The sequence below is a fragment of the Bradyrhizobium icense genome (assembly GCF_001693385.1).
Taxonomy (GTDB): Bacteria; Pseudomonadota; Alphaproteobacteria; order Rhizobiales; family Xanthobacteraceae; genus Bradyrhizobium; species Bradyrhizobium icense.
Genome location: NZ_CP016428.1, coordinates 4,884,975 through 4,909,093, shown reverse-complemented (window position 1 = coordinate 4,909,093; position 24,119 = coordinate 4,884,975). Strand labels below are relative to the sequence as shown.

The window sequence follows — 24,119 nt, the reverse complement described above, 5'->3', positions numbered from 1 at the left end:
GGCTAAAGCGCGAAGCGCATCTTCAAAGCAGTTGACCCGGCCATCCATCGCTGCTCAAAAAGTCTTGTTTTTGATGAATGGCCGGGTCAAGCCCGGCCATGACGATAGAGCTAGAATCCGGGAATACCACACATGGCAATCAGGTTTGACGGACGCGTCGCAATCGTCACGGGCGCGGGCAATGGTCTGGGACGGGCGCACGCGCTGGGGCTGGCGAGCCGCGGCGCCAAGGTCGTCGTTAACGATTTTGGCGGTGCGCGGGACGGCACCGGCGGCTCGCTGACGCCGGCCGAAGCCGTGGTCGAGGAAATCCGCAAGGGCGGTGGCACCGCGATGGCCGACGGCGCCGATGTCTCGAAGTTCGGACAAGTCACGGCGATGGTCGAGCGAGCCACGAAGGAGTGGGGTAGTGTCGATCTGCTCTGCGCCAATGCCGGCATTCTCCGCGACAAGTCGTTCGGAAAAATGGATGTCGCCGACTTTGCCAAGGTGCTCGATGTCCATCTCGTCGGCACATTTTATTGCTGCAAGGCGGTGTGGGAAGGCATGCGCGAGCGCAATTACGGCCGTATCGTGCTGACCACCTCGTCGTCGGGCCTGTTCGGCAATTTCGGCCAGGCCAATTACGGCGCGGCCAAAGCCGGCATGGTCGGCCTGATGAACGTGCTGGCCGAGGAAGGCCGCAAGAACAACATCCGCGTCAACACGATCTCGCCGACGGCGGCGACCCGCATGACGGAAGAACTGCTGCCGCCGCAGGCGCTGGCGCTGATGAAGCCCGAGGCGATCACGCCCGCGGTGGAATATCTGCTCAGCGAGGACGCACCGACCCGCACCATCATGGGCGCGGGCGCCGGCTCTTTCGCGGTGATCAAGATCATCGAGACCGAAGGCATCAACTTGGCCCAGTCCGACTGGACGCCGGATGCGATTGCGGCACATTTCGCCGAGATCGACGACGTGTCGAAAGCCAAGGCGCTGCAGGGCGCGTTCGAGCAGACGCAGAAGTATGTCGCGCAGGCCGCGGCGAGGGCGGGGATCAAGCTGTAGTGCGCGCAAATTCGTAGGGTGGGCAAAGGCGCACTTTGCGCCGTGCCCACCATGCATCCCGAACGCCGGTAAAAGTGGTGGGCACGCTTCGCTTTGCCCACCCTACGAACCGTCGATACGGTTACACTTCCCTCATGTCATCGCACTCCAAAAACATCGCGATCGTCGGCGCCGGCCCCGCCGGGCTGATGGCCGCCGAAGTGCTCGCGCAAGGCGGCGCTGCGGTCAGCGTCTATGACGCGATGCCATCCGCCGGCCGCAAGTTCCTGATGGCCGGGCGAGGCGGGCTCAACCTCACGCACAGCGAGCCGTTGCCGCAATTCCTTGCCCGCTATCGCGAGGCGATGCCGCACCTGAAAGCCGCCATCGAAGCATTTCCGCCGCAGGCGTTGCGCGACTGGAGCGAGGCACTGGGGCAGGAGACTTTTGTCGGCTCCAGCGGCCGCGTGTTCCCGAAAGCCTTCAAGGCGTCGCCCTTGTTACGCGCTTGGCTACGGCGGCTGGTCTCGCAAGGCGTGCAGTTCGCGCTGCGCCATCGCTGGACCGGCTGGGATGAGCAAAGCCGGCTGCGCTTTGAAACGCCTGGTGGACCGTTCGTCGTCGAGCCTCGCGCAACCGTGCTGGCGCTCGGGGGCGCGAGTTGGCCGCGGCTTGGTTCAGACGGCACGTGGACGGAAACGCTCGCCGCGGAGCGTGTAAAGATATCTCCGCTTCGGCCGGCAAATTCCGGCTTCACCGTCGGCTGGTCGGAAATCTTCCGTGACCGCTTTGAAGGCCAGCCGCTCAAGGGCGTGACGTTGACGTTTGGAGCGCATACCGTGCGAGGCGAAGCCATCGTTACTCGCACCGGCATTGAGGGCGGTGCGATCTACGCGCTATCAGCCGAATTGCGCATGGCCGTTGTCAGCTCTGGACACGTGACACTCGACGTCGCCCTGCGGCCCGATCTTGAGAGAGGGGACCTGATCGCACGGCTATCGGCGCCAAAGGGCAAACAATCCCTGTCTAACTTCCTGCGCAAGGCCGCGCATCTGTCGCCTGTTGCGATCGGCTTGCTGCAGGAGGCCGCCAAGGCACACGGCCTGTCGCTGTCGTCATTGCCGCCGGCCGATCTCGCCCGACTGATCAACGCCGTCCCGCTCGAACTCACCGGCACAGCTCCGATCGCACGCGCGATTTCGACGGCGGGCGGCGTACCCTTCGACGAACTCGATGCCGATTTCATGTTCCGCCGCTTGCCCGGCGTGTTTGCGGCGGGCGAAATGCTCGATTGGGAAGCCCCGACCGGCGGCTATCTCCTGCAGGCCTCGTTCGCGACGGGGACGGTGGCAGGGAGAGGGGCGTTGAAGTGGCTGGAGCGAAAAATCTAACCCCGTTATTGCAAGCAATGACGGCTGTGGCGTCGACGGCACTCCCTACCGCAGCTTCCCCCGCGCCGCGACCGGCAGCACGCCGACGATCTCATCGCCGCGCACCATCACCACCTCGTCCATCATGTTGACGACGACGCAGACGTGGTTCGGCACGATCCGCACGACGTCGCCGACAACAGGCCTTGTGTTGCTGCGGGTGAGATCGAGAAAGCCGTGCTCTTCCGCAAAGCGCGCGATCTTCGCTTCGGGGTGCTCCAGGATCAGCCCGTAACCGTCGAGGCCGCCGCCGGGATCCGATGTCAGCGTCTTCGAGCCGGCGTCCAGAATGCCGCGGTCCGGGCCGGCGCGGCTCACGACGGTGGAATAGATGTTCAGCGCGCAATCGTCCCATTCGGCGACCCCAGCCGCGACCTGCATGCGGTCGTTGTAGATATAGGTGCCGGGCCGATGCTCGGTCGCGCCCTTGAGCTTGCCGAGATTTTTGAGGTTGGGCGAGCCGCCGGTCGACACCATCGTCGCATCGAGCCCATGGGCGCGGACGCCCGCCAAAGCCTCGTCGAAAAACTTCTGCGCCTCAGCCCAGCCGGTCTCGGTCGGGTAGAGCATGAAGCCGGCAAACTGCAGTCCTCTCGAGCCCGCGATCTCGCGCGCCAGCGCAATGGCTTCGGCCGGCGTCTCGACGCCGGCGCGCTTGCGCCCCGTATCGCATTCGACCACGACTGAAAGCGGACGGCCCGACGCGGCAGCCGCCTGCGGCAGGCCGGCGATCACGGTCGAATTGTCGGCGGCCACCGTCATGTTGGCCTTGGCCTGCAGCGCCGCGAGGCGAGCCATCTTCTCCTCGCCGATCAGATTGTAGCTGATCAGGATGTCGCCGATGCCGGCTTCCGCCATCACTTCGGCCTCGCCGAGCTTCTGGCAGGTGATGCCCTTGGCGCCGGCCGCGACCTGCATCTGCGCCAGCAGCGGACTCTTGTGGGTCTTGATATGCGGCCGGTTGGCGACGCCGGCCGTATCGCACGCGACCTGGATGCGAGCGATGTTGCGCTCGACACGGTCCATGTCGATCACGGCGCAGGGCGTGCCGTAGTCGCGGGCGATCTTGGCGGCGAGGGGCGTTGTCATGCTCTTCTCTCTTTCGACATCGTGTGAACCCGCAGGATGGGTGGAGCGAAGCGATACCCATCAATCGTTTCGATGCATCATGATGGGTATCGCTGCGCTCCACCCATCGTACGAATTACGCTTGTTCTATTTCTTCGCGCAAAACTTCCAGCTCCAGCCACCGGTCTTCGGCGGCGGCCAGCTCTTCCTGTGCCTTTGAAATCGCCGATGACGCCGCGTCGAATTTCTGGCGATCCTTGGCATAGAGGTCGGGATCGTCAAGCAGCTTCTGCTGCTTTGCGATCTCGGCCTGCAATTTCGCGATCGTCTTCGGTAGCGTCTCCAGCGCGTGCTTCTCGTTGAAGTTCAGCCGGCGCTTTGGGGCGGAGGTAGGTGCAGCAACCTTCGTCCCTTTCTTTTCTTCCAGGGCGGCTGCCTTGGGCGCTTCGCGTGAGAGATCCCCGCCGCGTTGCGCCAGCATGTCGGTATAACCGCCGGCATACTCGATCCAGCGGCCATTGCCTTCAGGCACGATTACCGACGTCACCACGCGGTCGAGGAAATCGCGGTCGTGGCTGATCAGGATCACCGTGCCCTCGTAATCGCCGAGCATCTCTTCCAGCACGTCGAGCGTTTCGAGATCGAGGTCGTTGGTCGGCTCGTCCAGCACCAGGAGGTTCGACGGCTTTGCCAGCGCGCGCGCCAGCATCAGCCGGCCGCGCTCGCCGCCGGACAGCGCCTCCAGCGGCGTGCCGCGCTGCACCTCGGCGAACAGAAAATCCTTCATGTAGCCGATGACGTGTTTCGGCTTGCCGCCGACCATCACGTGGTCGCCGCGGCCGCCGGTCAAGGCTTCGGCGAGCGTCGATTTCGGGTCGAGGCTCTCGCGGTGCTGGTCGAGGGTTGCCATTTCGATGTTGGCGCCGAGCCGCACCGAGCCAGAGTCGGGCGGATCGTTGCCGATCAAGAGATGAACCAGCGTCGTCTTGCCGGCGCCGTTCGGGCCGACGATGCCGATGCGGTCGCCGCGCTGGATGCGGGTCGAAAAGCTCTCGACGATGTTGCGTTCGCCATAGGCCTTGCAGATGTTTTTGGCCTCGATCACCAGCCTGCCGGACTTTTCCGCCTCAGCGGCAGCGAGATTGGCGTTACCCGTCGCGCCACGATAGTTGCGCCGCTGGTCGCGTAGCGCATGCAGATTGCCGAGCCGCTTGACGTTGCGCTTGCGGCGGCCGGAGACGCCGTAACGCAGCCAGTGCTCTTCATTGACGATCTTGCGGTCGAGCTTGTGCTGCTCGCGCTCCTCTTCCGCCAGCACTTCGTCGCGCCAGGCTTCGAACGCGGAGAAACCGCGGTCGATCTGCCGGATCTGGCCGCGGTCGAGCCAGGCGGTTGCGCGCGACAGGTTGGAGAGGAAGCGACGGTCGTGGCTGATGAGGACGAGCGCGCATTTCCGGCTCGCCAGTTCGCCTTCCAGCCATTCGATGGTCGGCAGATCGAGATGGTTGGTCGGTTCGTCCAGCAGCAGGATGTCGGGCGCGGGCGCCAGCACCCGCGCCAGCGCTGCGCGGCGGGCCTCGCCACCGGAGACATGCGCGGGGTCTTCATCGCCGGAGAGGCCGAGCTGTTCGATGAGATAGCGCGCCTGGTAATGATCGTCGCCGGGGCCAAGGCCTGCCTCGACATAGGCAAGCGTGGTCTTGTGGTTGCCGAAATCAGGCTCCTGCGGCAGATAGCGGATGGTAGCGCCGGGCTGCACGAAGCGGCTGCCGCTGTCGGGCTCGACCAGGCCGGCCGCGATCTTCAGCAGCGTCGATTTCCCCGAGCCGTTGCGGCCGATCAGGCAGACGCGCTCGCCTGATGACACTGTTAGTTCAACGCCCGACAATAGCGGCGTGCCGCCAAACGTCAGCCTGATATCTTTCAACTGGATCAGCGGCGGCGCCATCGTTCAACCCTGGTTCGGCGCAGGCTGTTGCGCCCGCTGGCGCTGGATGCGGCGGATGGTCTGGTCGAGCGCGGAAAGGAATGCCGAGCGGTCGCGCGGGGCGAACGATCTTGGACCGCCGGTCACTTCGCCCGATGAGCGCAAGTCGGTCATGAGGTTGCGAACGGCCAGCGTCATGCCGATCGATGCTTCCGTAAACGGCTTGCCGGTCGGCGCAATTACCTCCGCGCCCACCTTCACGCAGCGGCTGGCGAGCGGGATATCCGATGTGATGACGATATCGCCGCGGCCGGCGCGCTCTGCGATCCAGTCGTCGGCGGCGTCCATGCCTGAACCGGCGGCGATGCGCTCGATCAACGGATCCTGCGGCACGCGGATGAAATTTCCCGCAACGACGCTGACCGGCAGGCCGTGGCGGATCGCGACGCGATAGATCTCGTCCTTCACCGGGCAGGCGTCGGCATCGACATAGATGCGGGTCTGGTTCACGTCAGGCATATCGGCTCGACAGCGGTCCTTTTGCCGGCGCGTGGTAACCTATTCGATGCCGGAATGCGAGGAAAACAGGGGCGGGGAACACGCTTGCCACGGCACATTCTTTGCGTACCATAACCGGCGGAAAAACAACCAAAAACAACAGGAAACGGGCATGCCCACCGAGCCGTATCGCGTCCAAGCCTACAACACCGCCAAACAATCCGAAAACAAGATGCATGACGACACCGTGGCAAAGCGGTTCGGGTTTTCGGGTGGGCTGGTCCCCGGCGTCGACGTGATGGCCTACATGATGCACCAGCCGGTTGCCAAATGGGGCCGTGCCTTTCTGGAGCGCGGATTGATCGAGGCGCGCTTCGTCAAGCCGGTCTATGACGGCGAGCTCGCGGAGCTGACGGCGGAAGAAAGCAACGGCGTGTTGTCGATCGAGGTGCAGAGCCGCGGCCAGCTTTGCGCCACCGGTACTGCGTCCTTGCCGGTCTCCGCACCGGCTGTTTCGATCGCAGACTACGAGGAAGTCGCGGCGGTAGCGGAGCGCAAGCCGGTCAACGCGTCTTCCTATGAAGTCGGCAAATGGCTCGGCACCACCCCGCGAGACTGGGCGGGCGAAGCGGCCGCGGGATATCTCGCCGACATCAGGGAAACCGATCCGATCTACGCCAGAGAAGGTCTCGGCCATCCCGGCCTGCTGCAACGGGTGATGAACCGCGTGCTGGTCGATAATGCCATCCTGGGCCCGTGGATTCACGTCGGCAGCCGCATGCAACTGCTTTCAGCGGCGAAGGCTGGCGACGTCATCACGGCGCGTGCGAAAGTGGTCGGCAATTACGACAAGAAGGGCCACCGTTTCGTCGAGCTCGACGCGCTGGTCATCGGCAACGGCAGGACGCCGCTGGCGCATTGCCACCACATTGCGATCTACCAGCCGCGCGAGCAGGCGGCGGCGTAGAGGGCAACGCCCGCGTCCAATCTCAGATTGTCATTCCCCGCGAAGGCGGGGAATCCAGTACGCTGCGGCCTATCGCTTGACTACTGGCGTCTCTTGGATACTGGATCGCCCGCCTTCGCGGGCGATGACAGTTGTGGGTGTGGGGGCGACCTCATGCCGCCGCCTTCGCCTTCGCATCCTGGATTGTGCGCCACACCCGTTCCGGCGTCAGCGGCATGTCGATGTGCGTGATACCGTAGTCCGACAGCGCGTCGAGCACCGCGTTGACGATGCAGACGAGGCTGCCGGCGCAGCCGGCTTCGCCGCAGCCCTTGGTGCCCAGCGGATTGGATTTGGCGGGCGAGGGATGGTCGCCGATCTCCATCGGCGGAATGTCTTCGGCCCGCGGCAGCGCGTAATCCATGAACGAGCCGGTGATCGGCTGGCCGCTGGCATCGTAGCTGACCTGCTCCATCAGCGCCTGCCCGATGCCTTGCGCGACTCCGCCATGCAACTGGCCGGCGACGATCATCGGATTGACCACGGTGCCGAAATCATTGACGGCGAAATAGCGGATGATTTTCACGGCGCCGGTTTCGGGATCGATTTCCACTTCCGCGACATGACAGCCGTTGGGAAAAGTGGACGGCGTGTCCTTGGTAGCATGGTCGACGTCGAGCGACAGCGGCACGCCTTCGGGCATCTTGCCCTCGCGCAGGCGCTTCGCCAGATCCATGATGCCGATCGAGCGGTCGGTGCCGGCAATGGTGAAGCGGCCACCAGCGAATTCGATGTCGCCTTCGGAGGCTTCCATCAGGTGTGCGGCCGCCTGTTTGCCCTTTTCGATCACGAGCGCGGAGGCCTCCACGATCGCCTGGCCCGTCGCGGTGATCGACCGCGAGCCGCCGGTGCCGTTGCCGAAGCGGACGAGATCGCTGTCGTTCTGCTCGAGCGTGATCTTCTCGAAGGGAACGCCGAGCTGCGCCGACAGCACCTGCGCGAACGGCGTGGCGTGACCCTGGCCGTAGTCGAGCGTACCAGTGGTCAGCTTCACCGACCCGTCCGGCTCGAAGGTTATCTTGCCGAGTTCGCCGCTCGGCGGCGCGGTCACTTCCAGATACGAGCCGACGGCAATGCCGCGCAGCTTACCGTTCTTCCTGCTCTCCTTCTTGCGCTTGGCAAAATTGGCGTGGTCGGAAATTTCCAGCGCCTTGTTGAACACGCCGGCGAAATCGCCGCTGTCATAGGTGACACCGCTTGCCGCCGCGAACGGCAGTTGCGACGGCTTGATGAAGTTGCGCTTGCGCAGCGTCAGCCGGTTGATGCCCATTTCGTCGGCGGCGCGGTCGATCAGTCGCTCCATATAGTAATTGGCCTCGGGCCGTCCAGCGCCGCGATAGGCGCCCATCAGCGTGGTGTTGGTCAATACCGTCTTGATGTCGACGCCGAGCAGCGGGGTGCGGTAGACGCTGGCGAGATTCTTGCCGGTGTTGAGCGACAACGGCCCCGGCGCGACGCCGGTGATGTAGGCGCCGAGATTGCCGTAGCCCGAGAGGCGCACCGCGAGAAACTTGCCTTCGGCATCCAGCGCCAGTTCGGCGTGGATGAGCTGCGCGCGTCCGTGGCTGTCGGAGAGGAAGCTGGTCGAGCGCTCGTCGGTCCACTTCACCGGCCGGCCAAGCGCCTTCGCCGCGTGCAGGATGCAGGTATATTCGGGATAGCTGACGTTCTTCATGCCGAAGGAGCCGCCGACATTGGCGGTCAGGATCCGCACCTTGTCGTTCGGCACGTTGAGGATTTTTGCCAGCGTCACCTTGTTGCCGGAGACGCCTTGCGTCGGCACCTGCAGCGTGAAGCGTTCGGCAGCCTTGTCGAAAGCCGCCAGCGCCACGCGCGGCTCCATCGAAACCACGGCGACGCGGGTGTTGACGATGTCGAGCCTGGTCACATGGGCGGCGGTAGCGAACGCGGCGTCGATCTTGGCGGCATCGCCATAGTGATAATCCAGCGCGACGTTATTCGGGATGTGATCATAGAGTTGCGGTGCGCCGGGCTTTGCCGCTTCCGCTGCATCGGTCACGGCGGGAAGCGGCTCGATGTCGAGCTCGACAGCCTCCGCCGCATCGCGCGCCTGCGCCAGCGTTTCCGCGACCACGAAGGCCACGGGGTCGCCGACGAAGCGCACCTTGTCAGTCGCCAGCGCCGGACGGTTGGTCTGCAATAGCGGCGAGCCATCCCGGCTCTTCAACGGCAGGCCGCAGGTGAAGGGGCCGTAGCCGGCTGCTTCCAGGTCCTTGCCGGTCCAGACGCCGAGCACGCCCGGCGTCGCCTTAGCGGCGGCCGTGCCGATCCCCCTGATGATTCCGTGGGCATGGCTGGAGCGCACCATCCAGCAATAGGCTTGGCCGGGCAGGGCGAAATCGTCGGTGTATTTGCCCTTGCCGCGCACCAGCGTGTCGTCTTCCTTGCGCCGCACCGGCTGCCCCACACCGTATTTTTGCAGTGCGATAGCGTTGTCCAGAGAGGGGGGCGACGTGTGGTCTTGCATCGAAAACACCTGAAATGCTTGGGATTCTCGTGGATTCTTGTTGGATTCTTGGTTCCGCGAGTTCCCGCTCAGATAACGCACTGCGTCATGCACGACAACGCCTGATTGGACATAGTCCTATGTGATGGGTTGTTGCGTAGCCCCTTGGCGCTGCTAAAGTTTCCGTGAACGGTAATTTTTCTTCGGCGGCCGGAAGCGGCCTGCGGAAAGACAGTTTTGATGAACGAGGATACGCGGCTGCGCGAAGGGCTTCCGGCCTGCGCAAGCCCGTCAGGGTCGGTTGCGGCGGCCGCAGCAAATGGTGTCTATGCCGCGCTCGACCTTGGCACCAATAATTGCCGGCTCTTGATCGCCAGCCCGGCCGGCGACGGCTTTCGCGTCGTGGATTCGTTTTCGCGGATCATCCGGCTCGGCGAGGGCATTTCGGCAACCGGTTCCATCAGCGAGGCGGCGATCGAGCGCGCCATTGCGGCGCTCAGCATTTGCAGCGACAAGATCCGCTACCGCAAGGCCAAACGCCTGCGGTTGATCGCAACCGAAGCCTGCCGCGCCGCCGCCAATGCCGACAGCTTTCGTGACCGCGTCGCAAGCGAGACCGGCATCCGCCTCGAGGTGATCGATCGCGAGACCGAGGCGACGCTGGCCGTGATCGGCTGCTCGCCGCTGCTCGACGCAAAAGGGCGGGGCGCGATCCTGTTCGACATCGGCGGCGGCTCGACCGAGCTGGTGCGGATCGAGCGCGATCCGGAAGAGCAGAACGCGGCGCCGCGCATCAAGGCGTGGATGTCGGTTCCGCTCGGTGTCGTCACGCTGGCCGAGCATTTCGGCGGGCGCGACGTTACGGCGGATTCCTATGCGCGGATGGTGCGCGAAGTCGCGCAATATGTGGCGCCGTTCGCGGCCGAGCACGGCACGGATTTGCGGGACATGCATATGCTGGGAACCTCGGGCACTGTGACGACGCTTGCAGGCGTCCATCTCAATCTGGCGCGCTACGACCGCCGGCGCATCGATGGCGTCTGGATGAACGGTCCCGACGTCACCGCCGTGATCCAGCGGCTGCTCGGCATGAGCTATCACGAGCGCGCCAACAATAATTGCATCAGCGTCGAGCGCGCCGATCTGGTGCTGGCCGGCTGCGCCATTCTCGACGCGATCCGCGACGCCTTCCCATTGCCTCGGCTCAGGGTGGCCGACCGCGGCCTGCGCGAGGGCATGCTGGTGGAGATGATGCGCGAGGACGGCGCGCTGCGGCCGTGCTGATGCGCGAGTGCCGGCTATGCCCCAAAACTGGAAAAGCGGCCGACAGCCGGCCGCTCTTCCCTGAAAGCTGAGCCGGAGGGCCGCACTAGGCGGCACGCCGTATCTCATCCATATTTTGCTTGATCTGCTTTCCGGCATCGTCGGCCAATTTGAGCGACATGTCGGCTATCCGGCGGCTGCTCTCCAGAACAGATCCCACGGTCTCACGTACCAGGTCTGTCTGAACGGCTGCAACCTCCTGAGGAGTTCGGCAGGCCCACAATTCATTCATGCGGTCCATGCTTGTCTCGACCTGATGCCGAACCAATTGCAGGTATTCCTGCGACATCCCGCTCATCACTTTGGCAGCAGTTGTGCCGGTGTAAAGGATGGTTTGCGCGTTGCGGGCCGATCGTTCGGCTGCCTGTTGCACTCCGTCTCCCGACAGACCGAGCGTGCGGCCCAGTTGCTCCGTGGAGCGCCCCATGACGGTCGTCGCCATATCCAGCCCGAAGCGCCAGGTGCTCTGCAACGTCTCGGCGTTTTGCTGGAACAGGGTAGCACCAGCCCGGGCCACTTGCTCGCCGGCTTCAGCCGCGGCCTGTCCGATCCGCGTCGTCTGCTCGGCTGCAGCTTGTCCAAACCGGCTGGTCTGTTCAGCAGTCCTCTCGCCGGCGCGGCGGGCGGCGTCTTCCATGCCTTGGGTAGACTTTTCCTCTTGGCGTGGGTTTGCCATCTGAATTTCTCCGCTGATTGCAGTTTGATGATTCCCCCAGCTCCGACCCGAGCAACGCAATCGCGGTAGGACCGTTCCAAAGCCTTCCGATCTTTTCTGCGCTCCTCGCTTAGTTCGCAACGACCACTTAGGAACGTCGGCAACATGTCGCGGTTATGCCGCAGACTGGCTATTCACGCCCCGCAATTCGGATCGCTACGCACGGCACGAGGCTCAGCGAATGTCCACTGCCGAAGTTATCTTAGTCGTTCTGGGTGTCCTCCTTGTTCTGGTGATTGGGAATATAGTGTTCTCGTTCACGGCCGAACGGAAGAACCCACCGATCGGCCGTTTCATCGACTGCGATGGTGTGCGGCTGCATTACCTCGAACGGGGTGACCCGGCAGCTCGGTGCGTCGTGCTGTTCCATGGCAACGGCACGATGATCCAGGATTTCATCATCAGCGGACTCGTGGATCGTCTTGCCAGCCGCAGCCGGGTCATATGCTTTGATCGGCCCGGCTTCGGCTACAGCCAGCGGCCGCGCGCGCGGATCTGGACTGCAACGTCCCAGGCGGCGCTGTTTGTGAAGGCTCTTAATCAGCTCGGCGTGCGCGATCCCGTCGTGCTCGGCCACTCATGGGGCACGCTGGTCGCTGCCGCCATCGGATTTCAACATGACTACCCGATCCGCGGTCTTGTGCTTGCCTCCGGGTACTACTTCCCCACGCCGCGGTGGGACTTCTGGATGCTATCGGGCCCAGCGATACCGATATTGGGGGACCTGGTCCGCTACACGGTTGCGCCGATTATCTCATGGGCCATTTTGCCGGCCCTCATTCGCAAGCTCTTTGCGCCCCGCTCTGTCCCGGAAGACTTCAAGCATGGCTTTCCGGCGTCCCTGACGCTCAGGCCAAAGCAGCTAAGGGCGGCCGCTGAGGAAAGCGCGTTCCTCATTCCCCAAGCCGTACAGTTCCAGTTTCGCTATTCGAGCATTCGGTGCCCGGTCCACATCTTCCATGGAACGGGAGATCAGATTATCGAACCCGAACAGGCCAGACGTCTACACAAGGTGCTTGGTCGTTCCGACCTGCATCTCATGCCGGACGCCGGACACATGGTGACCTATGCCGACAGCACCTCTATTGCTCAGGCCGTCGAGTCCCTGGAAATCGCCATGATCAAATAGGGGGCTCGTGCTTCAATGCGCATCCACTTCCGTGCTACTGATTCCAGGCTCCGGGTCCGGGCTGACATTTCAAGACAAGTATCGATATGGCGAAAGACACCACCGGACGGCTGCACGTCACGGTCAAGAGCGCGGGCAAGCGCAAGCTGTCATCAAAGCTCTGGCTGGAGCGGCAGCTCAACGATCCCTACGTGGCGAAGGCCAAGCGGGAGGGCTATCGCTCGCGCGCGGCCTACAAGCTGATCGAAATCGACGACAAGTATCGGTTTCTCAAGCCCGGCCTGGCGGTGGTCGATCTCGGCGCAGCCCCCGGCGGTTGGAGCCAGATCGCAGCCAGGCGCGTCGGCGCGATCAATGGCAAGGGCAAAGTGGTCGCGATCGATCTGCTGGAAATGCCGGAAATTCCCGGTGTCGCTTTCGCGCAGCTCGATTTCCTGGCCGAGGACGCACCCGAAAAGCTGATCGCAATGATGGGCGGGCGCGCCGACATCGTGATGTCCGACATGGCAGCCAACACCACGGGCCATCGCAAGACCGATCAATTGCGTATCATCGGCCTCGTGGAGACGGCCGCGCACTTTGCCGCCGAGGTGCTCAATCCCGGCGGGACGTTCCTGGCAAAGGTGTTTCAAAGCGGCGCCGATGCCGAACTGGTCGCACAATTGAAGCGCGATTTTTCCAGCGTGCGTCACGTCAAGCCGGCCTCGAGCCGACAGGATTCCTCGGAGCGCTACGTGTTGGCGATGGGATTTCGAGGGCAGCGCAATCAGCCCTGAGCGCAACCTTTGCGGCGCGATGACCTGATAGCGTCCCCAGCAGTTGTGGTAGGAGGCGCAAACGGGCGCTAGGTCTTGGCGAATCCTCTGGAACTTTTACCTCATACGGCGTATTCATTAATCAGGCGCGGTCTGTTTATTCGCATGCAGCCCTGACGCCATCAGGAATTCTGCAGCGAGCCGCGCCTCCGTCTGGGGAGTATTCCCGTGATGGAGCAGAGGACCAGAGTTGGTAATCTACTGTTAGCTGCGTTGCCGCCAGCAGACCTCGATTTGCTTGTACGTCATTTCCGACTGGTGACCCTTGAGCGGGACACCGTGCTGGTGCGGTCGGGCGATCCAGTACAACGAATATATTTCCCCCTTAGCGGCCTGATCGCCTTCGTGATGGATATGCCGAGCGGACAAACCGTCGCGACCGCCGTCGTCGGCAATGAAGGAGCCGTGGGTGTCCTGACGACGCTGGGGCCTTCCCGCTCTCCGATGACGGCGGTGGTGCGGGTGGCAGGGACCGCGCTGCAGATCTCGCCGGCACAGTTTCAAGCGGCGCTTCAACACAGCAGCGCCTTGAGGGGAGTGGTTCAAACACACATCAGGGTGCTAATGGCGCAATTCCAGCACGTCGCAGCCTGCAACGCGCTGCATTCGGTAACGGCCCGCCTGGCAAGATGGTTGCTGCAAGTCCACGATCGGGCCGACGGCGACATCCTGCCGCTGACGCAAGATACGCTTTCGGAATTGCTCGGCGTGCGCCGCCCGACGGTGACACACGTCGTATGCAAGCTGCGCGAGGCGGGCGGAATCCGATCCAACCGGCGGGGCTCGATCGAGATTGACAGGACGCGGCTCGAAGCGGCGACATGCGAGTGCTACCAGCTCATGCGCCGTAGAATCGATCGCATCGTCCTGACGGACGAGATGAAATCGCCGCCTGTGGCCGAAGCTTCCCTGATTGCCAACGCGGACGAAGAGCGGCAGCGCACTCCGAAGCGGGGCGCGACTGTCCAACGGCACAAGGGGCATTGACGGGATTGCAGGGGCTTCGACGGCATCGATCTACGGCAGGGCGAATGCGGACCCGAGCATACGCCATTTCTCTTCCGGCTCGTGAACCCAGGCCTCCCGTGCAAACCATTCGTGATTGGACTGGCAGACCAAACAAAAGGTGCGCGCGAAAAACACCGGGCTGCATCGAAAGCTCTCCCGGTCCGCTTTCATGCCTGTCGGGATAGCTTGTCCCGTCCGTGGGCATTTGATCATGACCACGCCCATCCTGCTCCTCCATGGCTAATTTTTTGTGCCGACGGCATGTGGTTCGCCACCGGCTGGAACGCGCCCTTCTCACGGGAGCGCTTGTTCCAGCCGATTGCCGCGGGCTGCAAAGGTTCGATTACGAACTAGGCCGCCTTTTGCAGCGCGCTGGCAAAGCTTCTCTTGATCGGATCGGCCGTCTCGGCCGTGACCTTGCGCGTGAGCTCCCAAAGCTCGCGGCTCTGCGCGGCCGTGGCAGTGAAGTTCTTGCAGCCCTGTGCGGCCGACAGTTGTAGGATGTCTGAGGGCTTCGTCATGCCCAAGAGATGGGTGAGAAAATCAAAAGCGGAGCTAGTATTCTCTCCGGAGAACTCTATCACCTTGGCAGCGTAGTCCGCTGCGCCCCTTGCGTTGGCCGCATAGGCTTCGCGGAGAGCGTCGTTGATGGCTCCCGAAGCGATCTTCATCTTCTCGATGCTTTCCTTTGCCCGGATCAGGTTCTGCTCGGCGAGCCCATCAAAGATGCCCGGCATCGCAGACGACATGCCTGAACGCTTCTCGTTAGCACGGGCTTTCGGATCGACATTCGCTTCGTTCGTATGGACTTCACTCACAGGTTATCCTTTCAAGCGAAACTGAGATCAAACAGCAGTCCGGACTGCAGCCGGATCGGGGCGCGTGGTGCGCCACCGACATCGAGAAGGATTTCCCTCCCATCATGATCGGCGCTGAGGTGGATAGCTGGCCCCCGACCGCTTGAGGCAGATATGGACGACCCGCGGCGAAGCTTCCGTTCGCTTTCTGACCCTCACGTCAGATTCTTTTGACGGCGCAGGATGTTCGGGGCGGCGGGGAAACGGGAAAATCCGGCATTTGGCGTGAAAGCGCCGTGCGCGGCGAGTTTATCCCAGCCGCTGATCGCGAGCGTCCTCGGTGCCTTCGCTGGCGGCCTTCTTGGTCGCTGCCTTTTCCGCACCCTTGCGGCTGGAAATCTCGACGACCTTGCGCCCTGAAATCTCGTGGCCGGCATCGTCTGGCATCTGCCAGAAGAAGTATGCCGACGCGGCCGAGATGATCGCGACCACGAGGAAGGCCGGCGGGAATACGCCGGCACTCAGCTCGGTGACGTGTTGATAGAGCATGGTCGATTCCACCGAGAAGGCGCCGACTGCGACCCCTGCCGAGATCGCCAGTTGCTGGTTGACGCTGACGAGCGTGGTCGCTCTGCTCATCTGCGCCGGCTCGACCTCGGCATAGGCGACCGTATTGATCGCGGTGAATTGCAGCGAGCGGAAGAAGCCGCCGACCACGAGGATGATGAAGATCAGCAACAGCGGCGTCGTCACCGTGAACAATGCGCAGGCCGCGAGGAAGACCGCGCTGATGACGGCGTTGACCGTCATCATGTAGCGGAAGCCGAAGGCGCGGATGATCCGCGCGGCCAGCGTCTTCATGCCCATCGCGCCGACCGCCGAGGCAAACGTGACGAGGCCGGACTGGAACGGCGTCAGCCCAAACCCTTCTTGCATCAATAGCGGCAGCAGGAACGGCAGCGCGCCGATGCCGAGCCGGAACAGGAAGCCGCCGATAATGCTGGCGCGCATGGTGGACAGCCGCAGCAGCGAGAAATCCAGCACGGGCGATCCGGTTCGTTTCGCGTGCATCACGTAGAGCGTCATCGAGATGGTGCCGACCGCGACGAGGCCAGCGACGATCGGCCAGGGCAACAGATTGAGGCCGGCGACTGAGAGGCCGAAGGCGATGCCGGCTAGCCCGATCCCGGCCAGCACCAGCCCGTAGAGATCGAAGCGTTCGGGATCCTCGCTTTTGATCGGATCGATGTACTTCATCGCCATGAAGATGCCGAGCAACCCGATCGGGATGTTGATCAGAAAAATCCAGTGCCAGGAGAAGTAGGTGGTAATGAAGCCGCCGAGCGGCGGGCCGATCACCGGCCCGACCAGCGCCGGCACTGTTACCCATGTCATCGCATTGACCAGCGCGCTCTTGTCGATCGAGCGCAACAGCACCAGGCGTCCGACCGGCGTCATCATCGCCCCGCCCATGCCCTGCAGGATGCGGGCAATGACGAAATGGGTGATGTTCTGCGACAGCGCGCACCCGATTGACCCGATCATGAACACGCCGATCGCGATCGAGAACACCATGCGCGCGCCGAAGCGGTCGGCGGTCCAGCCGCTGGCCGGAATGAACACGGCGAGCGAGAGCAAATAGGACGTGATCGCCAGCTTCAGCGTCAGCGGGCTGGTGCCGATGTCAGCCGCGATCGCCGGCAGCGAGGTCGCAATCACCGTCGAGTCCATGTTCTCCATGAACAGGGCGGTGGCGACGATCAGCGGGATCAGGCGTTGCTTGTCCATCGTATCAGGGGGATTGGAGAAACAGGCAGGCGAGGGCGCTGTATCATCCCATTGTCAGACAAGCCATTGCGAAACCGGGCAAACCACCTAAATCCTGCGTGACGCTGCCGTGCACCGTGCAGCCGCTGGAGGTCATGATGACCTACGTTCTCGCTGCCCTGTTGCCGCCGCTCGGGCTGCTCCTGAACGGGCAGCCGTTTTCGGCGATCTTCAACCTGGTCCTGATCGTGTTTTGCCTGGTTTTCGGGCTGATCTTCCACGTCCTGCTCTTGGTGCCGTCGGCCCATGCGCTGATCGCGGTTCACATGAAGCGGGAGGACCGCCGGCACCGCGAGGTGGTGGAGGCGATCCGCCAGCACGGCCCGCCGCCGGGCTATCGGCCGTAAGGCTTCCGTAAACCCCTGCCGTAAACCCTTCCCGTAAGCCCTTGGGATTGCGGCGTTTCCGGAAAAGCCTGTGCAAAGCAGTCAAACGCTTTGATTCGGCGTCCTGCCATGCTATCGACCACCGTCAACCCCACCGATGGGCTTCGATTCGACGGCGATGCCGGTGCATCGCCGAAGGCGGCGTTCATCCATAGAACTGATCGCGGCGGTGAGCCGCCGAAAGGAGTTGGCAATGGCGCAGGGACTTCAGGCTATCCGTGAAGCCTTTACGTTCGACGATGTGCTTCTGAAGCCCGGTCTCTCGGATATTTTGCCCTCGGAGGCCGATATCCGCTCCCATGTCACCCGCGCGATTCCGCTGAACATTCCGATCATCGCGTCGGCGATGGACACGGTCACCGAAGCGCGCATGGCGATCGCGATGGCGCAATCCGGCGGCGTCGGCGTCATCCACCGTAACTTCGATCCGGAAGGGCAGGCTGCCCAGGTGCGGCAGGTCAAGAAGTATGAATCCGGAATGGTGGTCAATCCGCTGACCATCGGTCCCGATGCGATGCTGTCGGATGCGCTGGCGCTGATGAAGGATCACGGCTTTTCCGGCATTCCCGTCGTCACCGGCGCCGGCAAGAACACGCCCGGCAAGCTGATTGGCATTCTCACCAACCGCGACGTCCGCTTTGCGACCAATCCCAAGCAAAAAGTCTCGGAGCTGATGACGCACGAGAACCTCGTCACAGTTCGCGAGAACGTCAGCCAGGACGAGGCGAAGCGGATGCTGCACATGCACCGCATCGAGAAATTGCTCGTTGTCGACGACCAGTACCGCTGCGTGGGACTGATCACCGTCAAGGACATGGAAAAGGCGGTCGCCCATCCGCTCGCCTGCAAGGACGAGCATGGCCGGCTGCGTGTGGCTGCCGCGACCACGGTAGGCGAAGGCGGCTTTGAGCGTACCGAGCGGCTGATCGATGCCGGTGTCGACCTGATCGTGGTCGATACCGCGCACGGCCATTCCTCTCGTGTGCTCGAGGCGGTCAATCGCATCAAGCGCCTGTCCAACGCGGTGCAAGTCATCGCCGGCAATATCGCCACGCAGGAAGGCGCGCAGGCGCTGATCGACGCGGGCGCTGACGCGATCAAGGTCGGCATTGGCCCAGGCTCGATCTGTACCACGCGCATCGTCGCCGGCGTCGGCGTGCCGCAGCTCACCGCGATCATGGATGCGGTGGAAGCGGCGAAGAAAGCCGACGTATCAGTGATTGCCGATGGCGGCATCAAATATTCCGGCGATCTGGCCAAAGCGCTGGCCGCCGGCGCCGACATCGCCATGGTCGGTTCGCTGCTCGCCGGCACCGACGAGACGCCCGGCGAAGTGTTTCTGTGGCAGGGCCGTTCCTACAAGGCCTATCGCGGCATGGGCTCGGTCGGCGCGATGGCGCGCGGCTCCGCCGACCGCTATTTCCAGCAGGACATCAAGGACACGCTGAAACTCGTGCCCGAGGGCATCGAGGGCCAGGTGCCGTACAAGGGTCCGGTCGGCAACGTCATGCACCAGCTAGCCGGCGGCTTGCGCGCCGCGATGGGCTATGTCGGCGCGCGCAACCTCGCCGAATTCCATGCCAAGGCGCAGTTCGTCCGCATCACCGGCGCGGGCCTGCGCGAAAGCCACGTCCACGACGTGACGATCACGCGCGAGAGCCCGAATTATCCGGGCGGGGCGTAAGCGCTTCCACATCGCGGAATTCTCGCCGTCATTGCGAGGAGCTCGCGACAAAATTGCAAAAGCAATTTTGCGCTGAAGCGACGAAGCAATTCATTCTTTTTCGTTGACGAAGATGGATTGCTTCGCTTCGCTCGCAATGACGAATAGAAACCAGAGGAAACCATTATGTCCCAGGGCAAACGCATCGTTCTCGCCTCGCGCCCCGTCGGCGAACCAAAATCCTCCGACTTCCGCCTCGAGGATTGCCCCATCCCCACGCCGGGAGCCGGAGAGGTGCTTCTTCGCACTATCTGGCTGTCGCTCGATCCCTACATGCGCGGGCGCATGAGCGATGGGCCGTCCTACGCCCAGCCGGTGCCGATCGGCGGCGTGATGGAAGCAGGCACCGTCAGCGAAGTGATTGCCTCGAACAATCCCGGCTTCGCCAAGGGCGACATCGTGCTGTCGCGCGCCGGCTGGCAGACCCATGCGGTCTCCGACGGCAAGGGCCTTGCAAAAATCGATCCTGACATCGCGCCGATCTCGACCACGGTCGGCGTTCTCGGCATGCCCGGCATGACCGCGTATACGGGCCTGCTCGACATCGGCAAGCCGCAAGCGGGCGAGACCGTCGTCGTCGCGGCCGCTTCCGGCGCGGTCGGCTCGGCGGTCGGCCAGATCGCGAAGATCAAGGGCGCCCGCGCGGTCGGCATTGCCGGCGGCAAGGACAAATGCGCTTACGTCAAGAATGAGCTCGGCTTCGACGAGTGCCTCGATCACCGCGACCCCGATCTCGCGGCCAAGTTGAAGGATGCCTGCCCGAAAGGCATCGACGTCTATTTCGAAAACGTCGGCGGCGCGGTGTTCGAAGCGGTGTTCCCGCTGCTCAATGCGTTTGCGCGCGTTCCCGTGTGCGGCCTGATCGCGCATTACAACGATACGCAGGCGGTGGCGCCGAAATGGGCGCCGTCCCTGATGCGCGCCGTGTTGACCAAGCGCCTGACCATCCGCGGCTTCATCGTCAGCGATTTCGCGGCGCGCCACGGCGACTTCCTGCGCGACATGTCGGCGTGGGTGCGCGAGGGCAAGGTCAAGCACAAGGAATTCGTCACCGAAGGCCTCGAGAGCGCGCCGGCTGCATTCATGGGGCTTCTGAAGGGCGCCAATTTCGGCAAGCAGTTGGTGCGCGTCGGGCCGGACAAGACTTGAAGGCGGCGCGCGCCTCGAGTTCTGGGGAACCCTCAACGAGGAAGCTCACGCCTACTTGAGGCGAGCGGCGGAACGTCCCTTTGCAACTGTCGTTGGCCCCGACATCCAATGGAGAAGCCAAATGACGATCTGCAAGAAACTATCGCTCGGCCTGGTTGCCGCCACGATGCTGGCCACTCCTGCGATGGCTCAGGCTGTTTATCAGGAACCTGGCATGATCGGGTTTAACTATCCGAACTCCGCTTACACGACGGGAGGTTACGGTGTCACTGTGACGCCCGGACCCGGCTACTACGGTAACCGGTTTCATCCGGTCCCACGCGTAGGTGCCTTTGCGACAGCACCGTGGACCGATGGTGGCTCCTACTACGGCTACGTTGAGCGGGAATACTGAGCTGCTCTAGGATTTCCTGCCAATCAGTGAATCCAGATCAACATCGGTCTGTTCCGGCGCCTTGACGTGCCGGACTTCAAGGGCGTCGGGCTGGAAATGATACTCTACCAGCCCGACTTCCTTTATGCCGATGACCGGCTGAATTCGTTCGGGAAGGATGAAGCCTGTCGACGGCGCCCAGACGTGGCGCGTGTGACGATAGGTGAAGTCGCGACGCTGGTGGACGTGGCCTGAGGCGACCAGCCGCAGATCGACCGTGGCGAACAGCTCGATCAGATCTTTGCGCTTCGGCTGCGGAACGTAGCGGATCGCGGTTTCGGCCATCTCGGGATCATCAGGCGCATTCAGAAACAGCGGCTTGTGCAGGAACAGCGCGACCGGCTGGCTGTTGACGCGCGCAAGTTCTGACGCGAGCCAGTCGAACTGCTCGGTCTCGCTGTCGATCCCGGTGTTCATGATCAGCGAGTTCAGCCCGATAAAGCTCCAGCCCGCCGCATCGAAACGCCAGCGGTCCTCGCCGATGACGGCCAGATATTTCTGCCGCTCCTGTTCGGTGGCCGGCGGCTTCGGCGGGGCGCCGACGGCCGTCGGGTTGTCACCGACGTCGTGATTGCCGGGCAGATGCCGGCACGGCACCGGCAGCGCGTCGTGCAGCTCTTTTGCGAAGGTGAGATCGTCCGGGCTGGTCGGCGCATCGAAGGCGAGATCGCCGGTGTTGACGACGAGATCGGGTCGCGTCGCGTCGATATGTTCGCTGACGCGGTGAAAATTGTCGGTGAGCTGCTGCAGTCGGCGGGCGAGGTGGGTGTCGGAAATTTGCGTCAGGCGAAATTCGGACATGCAGTATTCCTTTTCGTCCGATCATAGCCGGGCCTGACGTCGAAAGGATGACGCATCCGAATCTCGCCCCATCCTCACTTGTCATACCCCGCGAAGGCGGGGTACCCAGTACGCCCCGGCCTATCGATTCAGACACTGGCGTCTCTGGAATACTGGGTCACCCGCATTCGCGGGTGACGACAGTTTCGGGATGGCAACCTATCCTCACCCCAACGTCCGTCGCCAAAACGCCAGCATGTCCGCCCGAAACAATTCGGCATCGCCGTCGCGGCTGCCGATTCTTGCGCCCTTGCGGCCATAGCCGGCCTTCAGCGCATAGACCATCAGGTCGCGGTCGGTGAGCTTGCTCTCTGCGACGCCCTGAAGCGGATGGATGAAGGCGCCGTCATTGGCGATATAGGCCGTCGGCGCGGCCGGGGAGACGGACGCGTCAGCGACGTTCTCGATCGCGGTGCCGCGGTCAAAACTGTGCTGCGCACCGCCGATCAGCCGCATCGTCGCTCTTCCGCCGGAGAGGCGGATCGCCTGGCAATGGCCCTGCACCTGCATCGGCGAGCACCATTCATCGGCATCGCCCATGATGACGCGGATTTCGGTTTCGTCGACGGATGGATCGAGGAACTGATGGCCGCTCCAGGGATAGGCCGCGAGCACGCTTCTGAATCCGGCGCCAGCGCCGACCACCGCATCGGCAAAGCGGCGCGTCGCAGCCGTCAGCACGGCCGATCCCCCGCGGCTATGGCCTTGCGCGCCGATCCGGGAAGCGTCGATCTCCGGATGGTTCGACAGCACCAGCCAGGCCGCCAGCACGTCATAGGCGCTGGCGGCAAAGGAAAATTGCGTCTGGTTGGCAACCGTCGAGGTCACGTCGCGCGCGCCGAAACTGTCGAGGACGAACGCCGCAAAACCGTCGCCGACCACCGTTTCGGCATGCGCCAGGTGCGAGGGCGCCACCCCGAGGCTGCCCGGCGCCACCATCACCAGCGGAAGCTTTCCGTTGCGTTTGCGATTGTTCGAGGCCGGCAGGAACAGCTTGCCGTCGATCACAAGTCTGGGCAGCTCGGCCGCATTGCTGATGACGTGGAAGTAGTTAAGCGGATTGGCGGTGAGAATGTCGATATTCTGTCCCTTGGCGCCGCCAGCGAAAACAATGTCGGAATCGCGAAATCGCAAAGTTGCAATCCTCCCGCGGTCGCTCTTTTTCGGCGACCGTCAGGGATACAGTAGAGCGCTGGTTGTTGGCGTCAAAGCAAATGTGCCCAGCGGTCCGCCATCTTTATATCTTAATGGCGTCAGAGCACGCGGTAGCGGATCGCGAAGGCGTCATGAATCTCCGATGTCACCGTGCCGCCATTGGCGGCGACGATGCCGTCGGCCAGATGCCACGGCCCGAACTGGTCGGAGCGCGATGGGCTCGCCGGCAGCCGTAGCCGGAACGTGCTCTGGGTCCGGCCGGGCAGGTTCAGCACCATCATCCGCTCGGTGGTGCGATAATCGAGCGTCACCGTCCCGCGCAAGATGCTTCGGCCGTCGGCGGTCGAGGCCAGCGCCTCCTGAACCTTTGCCAGCTTCTGGTTCCGGTCAGTCAGCAGCTCGATCTGGATGTCGGCGGCGGTCGTCAATGTTGCCTTCGGCAGGCGGATTTCAAATTCCACTGCGGGCTTCGCCGGATTGAGGCCGAGATAGGCCTGCGCCGCGTGCCTGATGTCCGAGATCGCGAAGGCGAGCAGGACCAGCACCGCGGAAGCGGCAAGCCCGTGCTTGACCAGATCGTGGCGGCCGCGGTGGCCGCTGTGGAAATGGACCGAGAGCATGATCGCCACCGCCAGCGCCGCGGCGATGCCGGCCAATGCCGACATGACGATGCCAAGGCCGCCATCGGGGCCGTCGCTAAATCCGACGGCCTGGAGCAGGGAGGTCACGGAATCGCCGGGCAGTTCGGCAGCGCGACCGGCGCCGGTCAGGATCGGGGAGGTGATGTTCATCGCCTGCTCGCGGATTGCTGTCCAAGGCCGGTTCGAGACCAGAACCTTCGGAATTCTCGATAGTTGGTCGTCTGGCCTCTCCTTGTGGTTCAAGCGAGCCCGGTTAAGTGCATTTGTCAGGTGAGGGGCGTCTCGTTATTGCTGTAAGGCCTCATGCAGGCTTCGGGGGAGATTCTCATGTCGGTTCAAATGGTTTTGCTGCCGGTCTTCGTTCTGATCGGGCTCACATTCTTCCTGATGTTCTGGATGGTGACGGCCCGCACCAAGGCGGTGAAGGCCCGGGAAACCAGCCTGAAGGACATCGCGCTCGGACAGCCGAAGTATCCGCCCCGCGTGGCCCAGATCGGCAATTGCTTCTCAAATCAGTTCGAAGTGCCGCTGCTGTTCTACCTCCTGATCGCGCTGGCGCTACCGCTGCGGCGGACCGATCTCTTCATCGTGCTGATGTCCTGGGTGTTCGTGGTGACACGATTTGCCCATGCCGGGATTTTCGTCACCACCAACAACATCCAGCAGCGCAGCCTGGCGTGGTTTGCCGGCGCGCTGGTGCTGCTCGTGATGTGGATCTACTTCGCGCTGAAGCTTCTGCTTCTGATCTAGTCC

Annotated in this window: 22 protein-coding genes; 12 read left to right on the top strand and 10 right to left on the bottom strand. The window is 63.2% G+C overall.

What is annotated here, in order from left to right; translation table 11 throughout:
- Window positions 1-132: 132 nt before the first annotated feature.
- Both LMTR13_RS23300 and LMTR13_RS23295 read left to right on the top strand, forming a co-directional pair.
- Window positions 133-1,050 (top strand): SDR family NAD(P)-dependent oxidoreductase, encoded by a 918-nt coding sequence (locus tag LMTR13_RS23300; protein WP_065729857.1) that lies wholly within the window; start codon window positions 133-135, stop codon window positions 1,048-1,050.
- Window positions 1,051-1,184: 134 nt separating this feature from the next.
- Entirely contained in the window at window positions 1,185-2,420 is a 1,236-nt protein-coding gene (locus LMTR13_RS23295; RefSeq protein ID WP_065729856.1) for a BaiN/RdsA family NAD(P)/FAD-dependent oxidoreductase, read from the top strand.
- Window positions 2,421-2,465: 45 nt separating this feature from the next.
- On the opposite strand, the gene LMTR13_RS23290 is transcribed toward LMTR13_RS23295, so the two are convergent.
- The 3 genes from LMTR13_RS23290 to LMTR13_RS23280 form a co-directional block, all read right to left on the bottom strand.
- Window positions 2,466-3,548, bottom strand: coding sequence for a D-TA family PLP-dependent enzyme (locus LMTR13_RS23290; protein ID WP_065729855.1), 1,083 nt, complete (start codon window positions 3,546-3,548; stop codon window positions 2,466-2,468).
- A 115-nt stretch (window positions 3,549-3,663) separates the two neighbouring features.
- Entirely contained in the window at window positions 3,664-5,475 is a 1,812-nt protein-coding gene (locus LMTR13_RS23285; protein WP_065729854.1) for an ABC-F family ATP-binding cassette domain-containing protein, read from the bottom strand.
- Window positions 5,476-5,478: 3 nt separating this feature from the next.
- The gene (locus tag LMTR13_RS23280) at window positions 5,479-5,973 is read right to left on the bottom strand and encodes a YaiI/YqxD family protein (RefSeq protein ID WP_065729853.1); all 495 of its coding nucleotides are present in this window, start codon (window positions 5,971-5,973) and stop codon (window positions 5,479-5,481) included.
- A gap of 151 nt (window positions 5,974-6,124) precedes the next feature.
- Here LMTR13_RS23280 and LMTR13_RS23275 point away from each other — a divergent pair, with 151 nt between their 5' ends.
- Window positions 6,125-6,919 (top strand): hypothetical protein, encoded by a 795-nt coding sequence (locus LMTR13_RS23275; protein ID WP_065729852.1) that lies wholly within the window; start codon window positions 6,125-6,127, stop codon window positions 6,917-6,919.
- Window positions 6,920-7,070: 151 nt separating this feature from the next.
- Here LMTR13_RS23275 and LMTR13_RS23270 read toward each other — a convergent pair whose 3' ends face one another.
- Window positions 7,071-9,446 carry a xanthine dehydrogenase family protein molybdopterin-binding subunit gene (locus LMTR13_RS23270; protein ID WP_065732926.1) on the bottom strand — a complete coding sequence of 792 codons (2,376 nt, stop codon included), beginning with the start codon at window positions 9,444-9,446 and terminating at the stop codon, window positions 7,071-7,073.
- A 219-nt stretch (window positions 9,447-9,665) separates the two neighbouring features.
- Between LMTR13_RS23270 and LMTR13_RS23265 the strand changes: the two genes are divergently transcribed.
- Entirely contained in the window at window positions 9,666-10,709 is a 1,044-nt protein-coding gene (locus LMTR13_RS23265) for a Ppx/GppA phosphatase family protein (RefSeq protein WP_065729851.1), read from the top strand.
- An 85-nt stretch (window positions 10,710-10,794) separates the two neighbouring features.
- Here LMTR13_RS23265 and LMTR13_RS23260 read toward each other — a convergent pair whose 3' ends face one another.
- Complete coding sequence (locus tag LMTR13_RS23260; RefSeq protein WP_065729850.1) at window positions 10,795-11,424, bottom strand: phasin family protein; 630 nt, start codon at window positions 11,422-11,424, stop codon at window positions 10,795-10,797.
- A gap of 220 nt (window positions 11,425-11,644) precedes the next feature.
- Here LMTR13_RS23260 and LMTR13_RS23255 point away from each other — a divergent pair, with 220 nt between their 5' ends.
- From LMTR13_RS23255 to LMTR13_RS23245, 3 genes are all read left to right on the top strand, one after another.
- Window positions 11,645-12,592 carry an alpha/beta fold hydrolase gene (locus LMTR13_RS23255; RefSeq protein ID WP_065729849.1) on the top strand — a complete coding sequence of 316 codons (948 nt, stop codon included), beginning with the start codon at window positions 11,645-11,647 and terminating at the stop codon, window positions 12,590-12,592.
- 86 nt (window positions 12,593-12,678) lie between these two features.
- Window positions 12,679-13,368, top strand: a complete 690-nt coding sequence (locus LMTR13_RS23250; protein ID WP_065729848.1) for an RlmE family RNA methyltransferase — start codon at window positions 12,679-12,681, stop codon at window positions 13,366-13,368.
- Between the two features lie 210 nt (window positions 13,369-13,578).
- Entirely contained in the window at window positions 13,579-14,394 is an 816-nt protein-coding gene (locus LMTR13_RS23245; protein ID WP_083219156.1) for a Crp/Fnr family transcriptional regulator, read from the top strand.
- A 371-nt stretch (window positions 14,395-14,765) separates the two neighbouring features.
- Here LMTR13_RS23245 and LMTR13_RS23240 read toward each other — a convergent pair whose 3' ends face one another.
- Window positions 14,766-15,233 carry a phasin family protein gene (locus tag LMTR13_RS23240; protein WP_083219154.1) on the bottom strand — a complete coding sequence of 156 codons (468 nt, stop codon included), beginning with the start codon at window positions 15,231-15,233 and terminating at the stop codon, window positions 14,766-14,768.
- A gap of 288 nt (window positions 15,234-15,521) precedes the next feature.
- Complete coding sequence (locus LMTR13_RS23235; RefSeq protein ID WP_065729846.1) at window positions 15,522-17,000, bottom strand: DHA2 family efflux MFS transporter permease subunit; 1,479 nt, start codon at window positions 16,998-17,000, stop codon at window positions 15,522-15,524.
- 137 nt (window positions 17,001-17,137) lie between these two features.
- Here LMTR13_RS23235 and LMTR13_RS23230 point away from each other — a divergent pair, with 137 nt between their 5' ends.
- The 4 genes from LMTR13_RS23230 (at window position 17,138) to LMTR13_RS40945 (ending at window position 20,691) form a co-directional block, all read left to right on the top strand.
- Complete coding sequence (locus LMTR13_RS23230) at window positions 17,138-17,386, top strand: hypothetical protein (protein ID WP_065732924.1); 249 nt, start codon at window positions 17,138-17,140, stop codon at window positions 17,384-17,386.
- 232 nt (window positions 17,387-17,618) lie between these two features.
- On the top strand, window positions 17,619-19,109 hold the full coding sequence (gene guaB / locus LMTR13_RS23225; protein WP_065732923.1) for an IMP dehydrogenase: 1,491 nt from the start codon (window positions 17,619-17,621) through the stop codon (window positions 19,107-19,109).
- Between the two features lie 165 nt (window positions 19,110-19,274).
- A complete protein-coding gene (locus LMTR13_RS23220) occupies window positions 19,275-20,297 on the top strand; it encodes an NADP-dependent oxidoreductase (protein WP_065729845.1) in 1,023 nt (340 codons plus the stop codon).
- Window positions 20,298-20,418: 121 nt separating this feature from the next.
- The gene (locus tag LMTR13_RS40945) at window positions 20,419-20,691 is read left to right on the top strand and encodes a hypothetical protein (RefSeq protein ID WP_156795729.1); all 273 of its coding nucleotides are present in this window, start codon (window positions 20,419-20,421) and stop codon (window positions 20,689-20,691) included.
- A gap of 6 nt (window positions 20,692-20,697) precedes the next feature.
- On the opposite strand, the gene LMTR13_RS23215 is transcribed toward LMTR13_RS40945, so the two are convergent.
- The 3 genes from LMTR13_RS23215 to LMTR13_RS23205 all read right to left on the bottom strand — a co-directional run bounded on the left by LMTR13_RS23215 (window position 20,698) and on the right by LMTR13_RS23205 (window position 23,516).
- Window positions 20,698-21,531, bottom strand: coding sequence for a metallophosphoesterase family protein (locus tag LMTR13_RS23215; protein ID WP_065729844.1), 834 nt, complete (start codon window positions 21,529-21,531; stop codon window positions 20,698-20,700).
- A gap of 204 nt (window positions 21,532-21,735) precedes the next feature.
- On the bottom strand, window positions 21,736-22,704 hold the full coding sequence (locus LMTR13_RS23210) for a dienelactone hydrolase family protein (RefSeq protein ID WP_065729843.1): 969 nt from the start codon (window positions 22,702-22,704) through the stop codon (window positions 21,736-21,738).
- 119 nt (window positions 22,705-22,823) lie between these two features.
- A complete protein-coding gene (locus LMTR13_RS23205; protein ID WP_236843059.1) occupies window positions 22,824-23,516 on the bottom strand; it encodes an acriflavin resistance protein in 693 nt (230 codons plus the stop codon).
- Window positions 23,517-23,693: 177 nt separating this feature from the next.
- Between LMTR13_RS23205 and LMTR13_RS23200 the strand changes: the two genes are divergently transcribed.
- Window positions 23,694-24,116 carry an MAPEG family protein gene (locus tag LMTR13_RS23200; protein ID WP_065729842.1) on the top strand — a complete coding sequence of 141 codons (423 nt, stop codon included), beginning with the start codon at window positions 23,694-23,696 and terminating at the stop codon, window positions 24,114-24,116.
- Window positions 24,117-24,119 lie beyond the last annotated feature (3 nt).

What these genes read in the sequence shown, in the direction of transcription:
- LMTR13_RS23300 (WP_065729857.1), top strand. Translation starts at nt 133, where the DNA reads ATGGCAATCAGGTTTGACGGACGCGTCGCAATCGTCACGGGCGCGGGC.
- LMTR13_RS23295 (WP_065729856.1), top strand. Translation starts at nt 1,185, where the DNA reads ATGTCATCGCACTCCAAAAACATCGCGATCGTCGGCGCCGGCCCCGCC.
- LMTR13_RS23290 (WP_065729855.1), bottom strand. Translation starts at nt 3,548, where the DNA reads ATGACAACGCCCCTCGCCGCCAAGATCGCCCGCGACTACGGCACGCCC.
- LMTR13_RS23285 (WP_065729854.1), bottom strand. Translation starts at nt 5,475, where the DNA reads ATGGCGCCGCCGCTGATCCAGTTGAAAGATATCAGGCTGACGTTTGGC.
- LMTR13_RS23280 (WP_065729853.1), bottom strand. Translation starts at nt 5,973, where the DNA reads ATGCCTGACGTGAACCAGACCCGCATCTATGTCGATGCCGACGCCTGC.
- LMTR13_RS23275 (WP_065729852.1), top strand. Translation starts at nt 6,125, where the DNA reads ATGCCCACCGAGCCGTATCGCGTCCAAGCCTACAACACCGCCAAACAA.
- LMTR13_RS23270 (WP_065732926.1), bottom strand. Translation starts at nt 9,446, where the DNA reads ATGCAAGACCACACGTCGCCCCCCTCTCTGGACAACGCTATCGCACTG.
- LMTR13_RS23265 (WP_065729851.1), top strand. Translation starts at nt 9,666, where the DNA reads ATGAACGAGGATACGCGGCTGCGCGAAGGGCTTCCGGCCTGCGCAAGC.
- LMTR13_RS23260 (WP_065729850.1), bottom strand. Translation starts at nt 11,424, where the DNA reads ATGGCAAACCCACGCCAAGAGGAAAAGTCTACCCAAGGCATGGAAGAC.
- LMTR13_RS23255 (WP_065729849.1), top strand. Translation starts at nt 11,645, where the DNA reads ATGTCCACTGCCGAAGTTATCTTAGTCGTTCTGGGTGTCCTCCTTGTT.
- LMTR13_RS23250 (WP_065729848.1), top strand. Translation starts at nt 12,679, where the DNA reads ATGGCGAAAGACACCACCGGACGGCTGCACGTCACGGTCAAGAGCGCG.
- LMTR13_RS23245 (WP_083219156.1), top strand. Translation starts at nt 13,579, where the DNA reads ATGGAGCAGAGGACCAGAGTTGGTAATCTACTGTTAGCTGCGTTGCCG.
- LMTR13_RS23235 (WP_065729846.1), bottom strand. Translation starts at nt 17,000, where the DNA reads ATGGACAAGCAACGCCTGATCCCGCTGATCGTCGCCACCGCCCTGTTC.
- LMTR13_RS23230 (WP_065732924.1), top strand. Translation starts at nt 17,138, where the DNA reads ATGACCTACGTTCTCGCTGCCCTGTTGCCGCCGCTCGGGCTGCTCCTG.
- guaB (WP_065732923.1), top strand. Translation starts at nt 17,619, where the DNA reads ATGGCGCAGGGACTTCAGGCTATCCGTGAAGCCTTTACGTTCGACGAT.
- LMTR13_RS23220 (WP_065729845.1), top strand. Translation starts at nt 19,275, where the DNA reads ATGTCCCAGGGCAAACGCATCGTTCTCGCCTCGCGCCCCGTCGGCGAA.
- LMTR13_RS40945 (WP_156795729.1), top strand. Translation starts at nt 20,419, where the DNA reads ATGACGATCTGCAAGAAACTATCGCTCGGCCTGGTTGCCGCCACGATG.
- LMTR13_RS23215 (WP_065729844.1), bottom strand. Translation starts at nt 21,531, where the DNA reads ATGTCCGAATTTCGCCTGACGCAAATTTCCGACACCCACCTCGCCCGC.
- LMTR13_RS23205 (WP_236843059.1), bottom strand. Translation starts at nt 23,516, where the DNA reads ATGAACATCACCTCCCCGATCCTGACCGGCGCCGGTCGCGCTGCCGAA.
- LMTR13_RS23200 (WP_065729842.1), top strand. Translation starts at nt 23,694, where the DNA reads ATGTCGGTTCAAATGGTTTTGCTGCCGGTCTTCGTTCTGATCGGGCTC.